Source organism: Chitinophaga terrae (ex Kim and Jung 2007) (assembly GCF_900107795.1).
Classification (GTDB): domain Bacteria; phylum Bacteroidota; class Bacteroidia; order Chitinophagales; family Chitinophagaceae; genus Chitinophaga; species Chitinophaga terrae.
The window spans coordinates 49,526-58,048 of the sequence record NZ_FNRL01000001.1; the positions used below are offsets into that span (position 1 = coordinate 49,526).

At 47.3% G+C, this 8,523-nt stretch carries 8 protein-coding genes; 7 read left to right on the plus strand and 1 reads right to left on the minus strand.

Annotated features, from left to right (window positions below; genetic code table 11):
* The first annotated feature begins 1 nt into the window (after position 1).
* On the plus strand, positions 2-1,051 hold the full coding sequence (locus BLV62_RS00220; RefSeq protein WP_089757418.1) for a glycoside hydrolase family 43 protein: 1,050 nt from the start codon (positions 2-4) through the stop codon (positions 1,049-1,051).
* Between the two features lie 145 nt (positions 1,052-1,196).
* On the opposite strand, the gene BLV62_RS00225 is transcribed toward BLV62_RS00220, so the two are convergent.
* A complete protein-coding gene (locus BLV62_RS00225; RefSeq protein ID WP_089757419.1) occupies positions 1,197-2,330 on the minus strand; it encodes a dienelactone hydrolase family protein in 1,134 nt (377 codons plus the stop codon).
* 283 nt (positions 2,331-2,613) lie between these two features.
* Between BLV62_RS00225 and BLV62_RS00230 the strand changes: the two genes are divergently transcribed.
* The 6 genes from BLV62_RS00230 to BLV62_RS00255 all read left to right on the plus strand — a co-directional run bounded on the left by BLV62_RS00230 (position 2,614) and on the right by BLV62_RS00255 (position 8,442).
* A complete protein-coding gene (locus tag BLV62_RS00230; RefSeq protein ID WP_225889596.1) occupies positions 2,614-3,429 on the plus strand; it encodes an alpha/beta fold hydrolase in 816 nt (271 codons plus the stop codon).
* A gap of 217 nt (positions 3,430-3,646) precedes the next feature.
* Entirely contained in the window at positions 3,647-4,510 is an 864-nt protein-coding gene (locus tag BLV62_RS00235) for a helix-turn-helix domain-containing protein (RefSeq protein ID WP_089758145.1), read from the plus strand.
* Positions 4,511-4,519: 9 nt separating this feature from the next.
* A complete protein-coding gene (locus tag BLV62_RS00240; RefSeq protein ID WP_225889597.1) occupies positions 4,520-5,407 on the plus strand; it encodes an NAD-dependent epimerase/dehydratase family protein in 888 nt (295 codons plus the stop codon).
* 277 nt (positions 5,408-5,684) lie between these two features.
* Positions 5,685-6,575, plus strand: coding sequence for an SDR family oxidoreductase (locus tag BLV62_RS00245; protein WP_089758149.1), 891 nt, complete (start codon positions 5,685-5,687; stop codon positions 6,573-6,575).
* Between the two features lies 1 nt (position 6,576).
* Complete coding sequence (locus BLV62_RS00250; RefSeq protein WP_089757421.1) at positions 6,577-7,503, plus strand: NAD(P)H-binding protein; 927 nt, start codon at positions 6,577-6,579, stop codon at positions 7,501-7,503.
* 12 nt (positions 7,504-7,515) lie between these two features.
* Positions 7,516-8,442, plus strand: a complete 927-nt coding sequence (locus BLV62_RS00255; protein ID WP_089757423.1) for a helix-turn-helix domain-containing protein — start codon at positions 7,516-7,518, stop codon at positions 8,440-8,442.
* Positions 8,443-8,523 lie beyond the last annotated feature (81 nt).

Consider the following 8,523-nt stretch of genomic DNA (forward strand, 5'->3'; position numbering starts at 1 on the left):
GATGATCCAACATAAAAAAAAACAGCGTTTTGTTGCAACACTGGTAAATCTCAGGAATGATTATTATTTTAACCCCATGTGGTTTACTTCTTACAGATATTTACGCGCTGTGGCCATTATTTCCGCTTTTATGGCTGTTACAGTTACAGGCAAGGCCCAGCAACCCTCTATTTTCCTTGCCGACCCTACCATCTTCGCCGACAAGGGAACATTTTATTTATACGGAACCGGCAGCAGCCAGGGCTTTCCCTATTACACCTCGGCAGATGGAAAAATATGGCGGCAGGAAAAAGATTCAACCCGTCGCCTTGCCCTGAAACGCGGAGAGGCCTATGGCAATACCGGTTTTTGGGCGCCCCAGGTATTTAAACGGGGAAACAATTACTACATGGCCTATACGGCCAACGAACAGATTGCGATTGCCAGGGCTACAAGTCCGGCCGGCCCATTTAAACAGGATACCCTCTTATCGCTGAGCAGTTCAGGAAAACAGATCGACCCGTTCGTATTTTTCGACGAAAGCGGCAAGATATACCTCTACCATGTTAAACTGCAAAAGGGAAACCGGATCTTCGTTGCAGAAATGAAACCAGACCTGAGCGACGTGATACCCGGCACAGCTCATGAATGTATTTCCAGTACCGAAAAATGGGAAAACACGGCCAATGCCGAATGGCCGGTAGCGGAAGGACCTACAGTTATGAAACATAAAAACCTCTACTACCTCATTTACTCGGCCAATGATTTCCGGAATAAAGATTACGCCGTCGGGTATGCTACTTCTTCTTCCCCAACAGGGCCCTGGAAGAAATATCCAGGCAACCCGATAATCAGCCGGCACACGGTGGGATACAACGGTACCGGGCATGGAGATGTGTTCTACGGCAAGGATGGCAGTATGTACTATGTTTTCCATACCCATCGCTCCCCCGATACAGTAGCTCCCCGGGCTACTGCCGCTGTAAAGCTGCGGTTTCGTTCAACCGCCAACGGGGAAGACGTACTGGAAGCAGACAGTAAATCCTTCCGGTGGCTGGAAGTAGCGCGTTAAGCGGATCACATCTCTTCAGCGTTGCCGCTACTCCTGGCAACGCTGTTACATTTGGATTAATTAGTTGCTGAAATCATTAAAAAGTTATAGGCAGAAAAAATTTACACCGGGCAAGACGATGGCTATTCAGAAAATAGATTTTTTGCTACTTTAAAAAGTCCGCAAAGAAGCTGCGCAAGACTTTAGGTCCCTCTTCCGGATCGTATATAAAACTATGGGAACCTTTCCTGATAGTCTGAAATTTCCATCCAACGGCTTTCTTTTTATTCTGGTTGTATATCCTGATAACATCCTCATACCTGAAGGTTTCGTCGTCTTTCGAGTGAAGGGTATATAACGGATGTGCGGAAGTTATTTTGCTGAAATCAATCTCCCCTATTTTCAGAACCGGGTTGGCAGCAAATGCATAGAATGCCCTGAAGGGAGTTGATTCCCGGGAAGCAAACCAGAAAGTGGCGGTGCCGCCGTTAGACATTCCTCCCAGGTATATTCTTGCAGTATCAACATTATATCTTTCTTCTACCTTCTTTACAATAGTAAAAACATTCTCAAATGCCTTAACCTGGTTCACCCAACCAAAGTCTTTCCTGGCAAAAGGATAAATAATAATGCTGTGAAACTGTTCGCCGATGGAAAATATCGGTTCTGTAGCAACATTGGGATCTTTATAATAATATTCACTGACAGCATTTACTCCGCCATGCAGAAAAACTATGGCAGTAGCAGGTTTAGACGGGTCGTAACCTTTAGGCACATATACGATATATGGCGCCTGCTGTTCATCCGCCTCTGTAAAATACAAGGCAAAGCCTTCTGGCGCCTTTTGAAACGGTACCTGTGCTTGTATTTGATGGTCGACGATGGATTTATTCCAGGTTTCCGTTGCTTCCTTTCTTTGCTTTTCCTTTACAGCCAAGCGCTGTTTCATCTCCTTCAAGATGGCCTTAAAATCGTCGGTTTCGGAAATGTTCTTAAAAGACTCGTTGGTTTCCAGGTACCTGATCTCTTCCTGGTCTTTGCCCAGCCCCAGCTCATAGCTTTTCCTCAGCCATTTGAGCGCAAGCGGGATGTCGTTACAATTGGCGGCGGCGCTTACCCCGCTTATATAATCGTACTGCCCAGGGGTTGCTTTTTGGGAAAAGGCAGCTTTTAAGTTAACCAGGGCTGCGCAATAGTCTTTTTTGTTTAAGTTGCTGGCTGCACTTGCCCTCAGTTCCTCAAAAGATTGTGAAAATGCGAGATTGCAAAACAACAGGAACGGTAATACCAGGAATTTCATGTTCAAATTACATATTCCATAAGTTACTTATCATTTTCAAATTTGCCAATTTTTAGTTCAGTGTAACGACATTGGCGCCGGGCAGCACTCGTCGGATACTGAACCTGATAAATGATATTTTGTCGGGATTTACCGCTAAAGTTGTCGTTTTCACACAGTATCAAATCCTAAAATACTCCGCACCTTTGTATTGTCACTAACAACCAAACTAAACTCGGGCAACTTTATGAAAAATTTACTCAACACAGGAAATCTTATAAAATCACTCATAATCGCAATCATTATGACCGCAGCATCTTCATCAAATGCGCAACAGATCAAACCTACCAGCAGCGGCTATGCACCTGCCAATGGTATCGAAGTTTATTACGAAGTATATGGCGAAGGTATGCCTATCATTCTGCTACATGGCGCTTACTATACCATAGAGTTGAATTGGGGCAGGTTAATACCGGAACTGGCCAAAACAAGAAAGGTAATTGCTATAGAACTGCAAGGCCATGGGCATACCCCGTATTCAGACAGGAAACTGTCCCGGGCTACTTTAGCCAGCGATGTAGAGAAAGTAATGGATTACCTGAAAATTGACAGCGCCGATGTAGCTGGTTACAGTTTTGGCGGCCAGGTAGCCTACCAGTTTGCCATACAAAGCCCTAAACGGTTAAGAAAATTGGTCATCATTTCCGCTGCCTATAAAAGTGAAGGCTGGGTACCGGAAGTGATCAATGGTTTCAAAAAATTAAAGCCAGAGCTTTTCGCTAATTCGCCCTTACAAGCGGCCTATGACGCCGTAGCCCCGGATAAAACAAAATGGACAAAATTCCTGGAACAGATGATGGCCTCCGCCGGACAGCCTTTCAACCTGGGAGACGACAATATCGCGAAGATCACGGCGCCTGTGTTAATTATATCAGGAGACAATGATGGGATGGATAAGGTTGAACTGGCAAAAACATATAAGCTGTTGGGAGGAAATGTTGCCGCAGACCTGCAGCCGATGCCGAAATCACATTTAGCCATTGTTCCCAACCAAAGCCATGTTAGCCTGATGCAGCAGACGAAGACGATATTGGATTATTTGAACGGTTTTCTTCAGTAATGGAAGATGGGCATAGTTTGACTGCTGTAAGCGAAAAACACTGATCTCATTACCAATCTCTGAACTCTTGATATAAAAGCCTTTGGATAATCTCCGAAGGCTTTTTGTATTCTGCGGGAAATGGGGATTAGGTTCGACCCGGGATTCTACGGCGATTTTCTGTTAGCCTTGTAAAGCAAGAAGCTGTATTTTTATAAACAGCAACTAACCAGTGATCGTGGATAAGGTAAAAAAACATAGGCTACCAACACATTTCAGCCAGAACAGCAAACTGCCCATCCGGGTGGTGTCGCCTGCTTTTGGGCATTTGTCGGAAGAAGCGGCTAAAAATTATCAGCCGAGCCAGCGACTCTCTTACTATTTCTTCCTGTTCGTCCTGAAAGGTTCTTGCCAATATAGGGTCGACGGGGAAAAAATTACAGTGGAAAAAAATGAAATGTTGTTCTCCCTTCCTAACCAGTTCCAGGACTTCCCTGAAAACTTACAGGGAAGGGACTATTACAAACTCGGATTCGATGATGAATGTCTTTACCGCCTGCCTGGAAAATTTCCGTTCCTTTTGAATCCCCTCAGCCAGCAAAAGATCTGTTTTTTACCTGGTGCTGCAAACCGGCTGCAGGCTATATTTAAAATCCTGACAGGTCTGCTGCGTACCACTGATAGCGATCCTGATCTTATCCTCGCCTACCTGAACAGCCTGCTCGCAGAAATCAATTCAGCCTATTTCAGGTCGCAGAAATGGCCCAGGGGTGAAGAGATTGATAAGTTCATCGAGTTCAAGGTGTTTGTTGAGTCTAATTTCACAAGTCAACCCTCCATAACCACCATTGCAGAGGAGCTGGCACTCGGAGACGATGCTTTGTATCGTATTGTAAAAAAACACTCGGGCCTTTCGCCGAAGGAGTTTATAACCCAACGCCTGATTTTAGAGGCTATGCGCCGTATACACCATCAGCAGAGTACTTCCGTAAAGGAGTTGGCTTACGAGCTCGGTTTTAACGATCCAGGTTATTTCTCCCGCTTGTTCAAAAAAGTTACCGGTAAGACAGTGGCAGCTTTTTACCAGGATTTGTCCGGATAAAAACGGTTTTTGTCCGACTTCCGCCAATTGATTAACCAGACATTTGTGTTCATAAAAATCTTGAAATTTATGAACAAACAATCTGGTAAAATCCTGGTAACCGGTGCAACAGGCCTTGTTGGCTCGCGGCTGCTGCGCCGACTGGTGGAATCAGGCTATGAGTGTGCAGCATTAGTGCGTGGGAAGCAGGTTACTGCTGGCGCAACAGCTATCGAAGGAGATCTTTTTGATACCGTAAGCCTTGAACAGGCTGTGAAAGATACAATAGCGATCATTCATCTTGCGGCAGTGTTCCGCTCTGCAGACACTGACCTGATCTGGAAGAGCAACCTTGATGGAACGCGCAACCTGATCAATGCGGTGAAGAAAAATGCCCCAGGCGCGCGCTTCATCATGGCAAGTACGAACCATGTGTATAACATCGATAATCCGCACCCTGGCCGGGAGGATGATGCGCTCAACCCACAACATGCCTATCCCGCCAGCAAAGTCGCGGCTGAAAATGTGCTGCGTGAGAGCGGGTTGAAATGGGCCGTATTGCGCTTTCCTTTTGTGTATGGCGATGGCGACGGCCATCTCGAAGAACTTCCCAAACATGTATTGGCAGCTAATTTTCATCCGGCTATGAGAATGAGCACGATCCATCACCGCGACATCTACACTGCAATGAAAATGGCCCTTGACGGGAAAATGGATGGACGCATTGTCAACATATCCGATGAAGCCCCAACGTCGTTCTATGAGTTGTTGAAAATAGTAGGGCAACCTATGGCGTCATCATCCAAACCTCTCACAAATCCCTGGTATCTGCATGCCGACAGTTCACTGGCGCGAAGCCTGGGTTTTCGCCCGTCTGTGAGAACAGTGTACCAGGCGATTGAAGAAAAGCTACTCTAAAATCAATCCAGTCCAGACGTCATGTGCCGGTAATCGGCCTGGGCTATCCGGGTGTCACAGGCTTCCTTGGCAGTAATGGCTGAAGAGAGCTTGGCGGCAGAATTCAAGCCACAATGACGGTCAGATTGTTTTTACGAAACGCATCAGCGCAACACCCTAAAATCGTCATTTCTGCTACGCTGAAAAAAGTATGGTTTCGACTAAACCAAACATGGATTTGGATAAATTTTTTTCCCCGTTACAGCGGTACTTTGTATCCATAAAAAGCAACCAGCATATGAAAGTATTTGTTACAGGAGCCTCCGGCTTCGTAGGTACCGCTGTTGTGCAGGAATTATTAAACGCCGGTCACCAGGTATTGGGGCTGGCGCGTTCAAAAGCATCAGCAGAGAAATTAGAAGCGGCAGGCGTTCAAGTTCATTACGGCGACCTGGAAGACCTGGACAGCCTTCGACAAGGTGCAGCCGAAAGCGATGGTGTGATCCATTGTGGTTTTGTCCATGATTTTACCCGCTTTGCCGAAGTTTGCGCGATCGATGAGCGGGCCATAGAAACAATAGCCAGTGTACTGGCGGGTACAGACCGTCCGTTAATTGTCACTTCAGGTACCGCATTGGTAAGCCCCGGGAAAGTAGCGACCGAAGACATGCCATCACCATTCAACCCTGCCTGGCCCCGAGCTTCGGAACGGGCGGCAGAAGCAGCCGTAGCTGCAGGCGTACGTGCGGCTATCCTGCGCCTGGCGCCTTCGGTACATGGGAAAGAAGATAAACACGGCTTTATCCCGATCCTGGTAAACCTGGCACGGGAAAAAGGTTTCTCAGCCTACATTGGCGAAGGCCGGAACCGCTGGAACGCCGGGCACCGGTTAGACGCTGCGCAGCTGTACCGTTTAGCGATCGAGCAAGCGACGCCCGGAGCGCGTTTCCACGCCAATACAGAAGAAGGTATACCCGTTAAAACCATTGCCGAAGCCATTGGAAAACAATTGAACCTGCCGGTAAAATCCATCCCCCCTGAACAAGCCGCCGAGTATTTTGGCTGGTTTGCCCATATGGCAGCCATCGACTGCCCCGCTTCCAGCAAGTGGACGCAGGAGCGCCTGAACTGGCGCCCGTCAAACCCTCTCTTGTTGAATGATATTGAAAACGGCATTTATACCCAGTAAAATGAAGCTTATTGTAACCGGTTCCCTGGGTAATATCGGCAAACCGCTGACGGAGATATTGGTAGCCCAGGGACACAATGTAACCGTAGTGAGTAGTGACAGGAGTAAAAAGGCAGCCATTGAAGCCCTGGGGGCTTCGGCTGCCATCGGCTCCATTGCTGATGTTGATTTCCTTACCGCCGTATTCCGGGAGGCGGACGCGGTTTATGCCATGATCCCGCTCAGCTTTACAGAACCGGATCTTGGCGATTATTTACGCCGGATGGCACGGAATTATGTACAGGCATTAAAGGCTGCAAAGACGAAGCGCGTTGTCGTGATGAGTGGTTGGGTAGCCGACCTGGTAAAAGCCGAAAATGTGGAAAGCGAGTTTGAAGGCCTGGAGACTTCTATTACCATTATGCGTCCCGGATCTTTTTATACAAACTTTTACCAGAGTATTGACCTGATAAAGGGCAAAGGCCTGATGGGCAAACTGCTTACGCTGCGCTATTCCGGCTTTTGGGCATTGTTGACGGGAAAAACCGGCTTGCTGATGGGCAACTATGGAGGGGATGACCGGATCATTTTTGTCTCGCCGCAAGACATTGCCGACGCAGTTGCCGAAGAACTTGTGTTGATGCCAGGGCAAAAGACTATCCGCTATGTGGGCAGTGAAGAACTGACCTGTAACGAAGCGGCCCGCATCATCGGAACGGCAATCAACAAGCCCTGGCTGAAATGGGTGTTACTGACAGACAAAGCCATGCTGCAGGGGTTAAGAATGGCTAAAGTGCCCCAAAAACTGGCCGAAACTTTGGTGGAGATGCAGGCCGCCATGCACAGTGGCAAACCACTGGAAAATTTCCATCGAAATCAACCGAAAATGGGCAAAGTTAAACTTTCAGAATTCGCAAAGGAGTTCGCCCAGGTATACCAGCAAAAATAAGTACCTTGTATTATGAGCAGTACACCGCTTCTTCGTTTCAGCACAATCAGTGAATATCACCGTGCGGCCGGCTTGCCCAAACCGGTGCATCCGCTGATCAGTGTTGTACGCATGGAAAATATCGATATGCCGATTGCCGAGATCCCGTTCCGCATGGTCCCTGATTTTTACTGGATCTCGATGAAAAAGAAACAGCATATCAAATTCCGCTACGGTCAGCAAACCAGCAACTTTGATGAGGGCGTGTTATTCTTTATGTCGCCGGGCCAGGTGTTTGGCGTGGAAAGTGTGGAGCATGCCGCGGATTTTCAAAAGCCCGAAGGCTGGATGATCCTTATCCACCCTGATTTTTTATGGAATACATCGCTTGCCAGAAACATCAAGCGGTACGAATTCTTCAGCTATTCAGTGAACGAGGCGCTGTATCTTTCCGAAAAGGAAGAGGCGATGCTTACCGCCATCGTTAACCAGATCGAACTGGAATACAGCACAGCTATTGACCACTTCAGCCAGGATGTGATCATTGCACAATTGGAGTTATTTTTAACCTATTCGCAACGGTTCTACCAGCGGCAATTCATTACCCATAAAAAAGCCAATCATGAACTGCTGACACGCCTGGAAGATTACGTGGACAATTATTTTAACAGCGGTGCTTTGGCAAGCCAGGGTTTGCCCAGCGTAACGCATATCGCCGAAACATTGAACATTTCACCAGGTTACCTGAGCAGCATCCTCAAAACGCTAACAGGACAAACCATGCAGCAACACCTGCACCATAAACTGATCGAGCTGGCCAAGGAAAAACTCACTACCACCAACCTTAGCGTCAGCGAGATCGCTTATGAACTTGGATTTGAGCACCTGCAATCCTTCAGCAAATTGTTTAAAACGAAGACTAACCTGTCGCCGTTGGAGTTTCGGGCGTCATTTAATTGAAGGGGCCTGATAGGCAGAGGGGGATAATCGTTAGTGCAAAGACTACCCAAAACAAAAGCCTCCGGACATTATCCGAAGGCT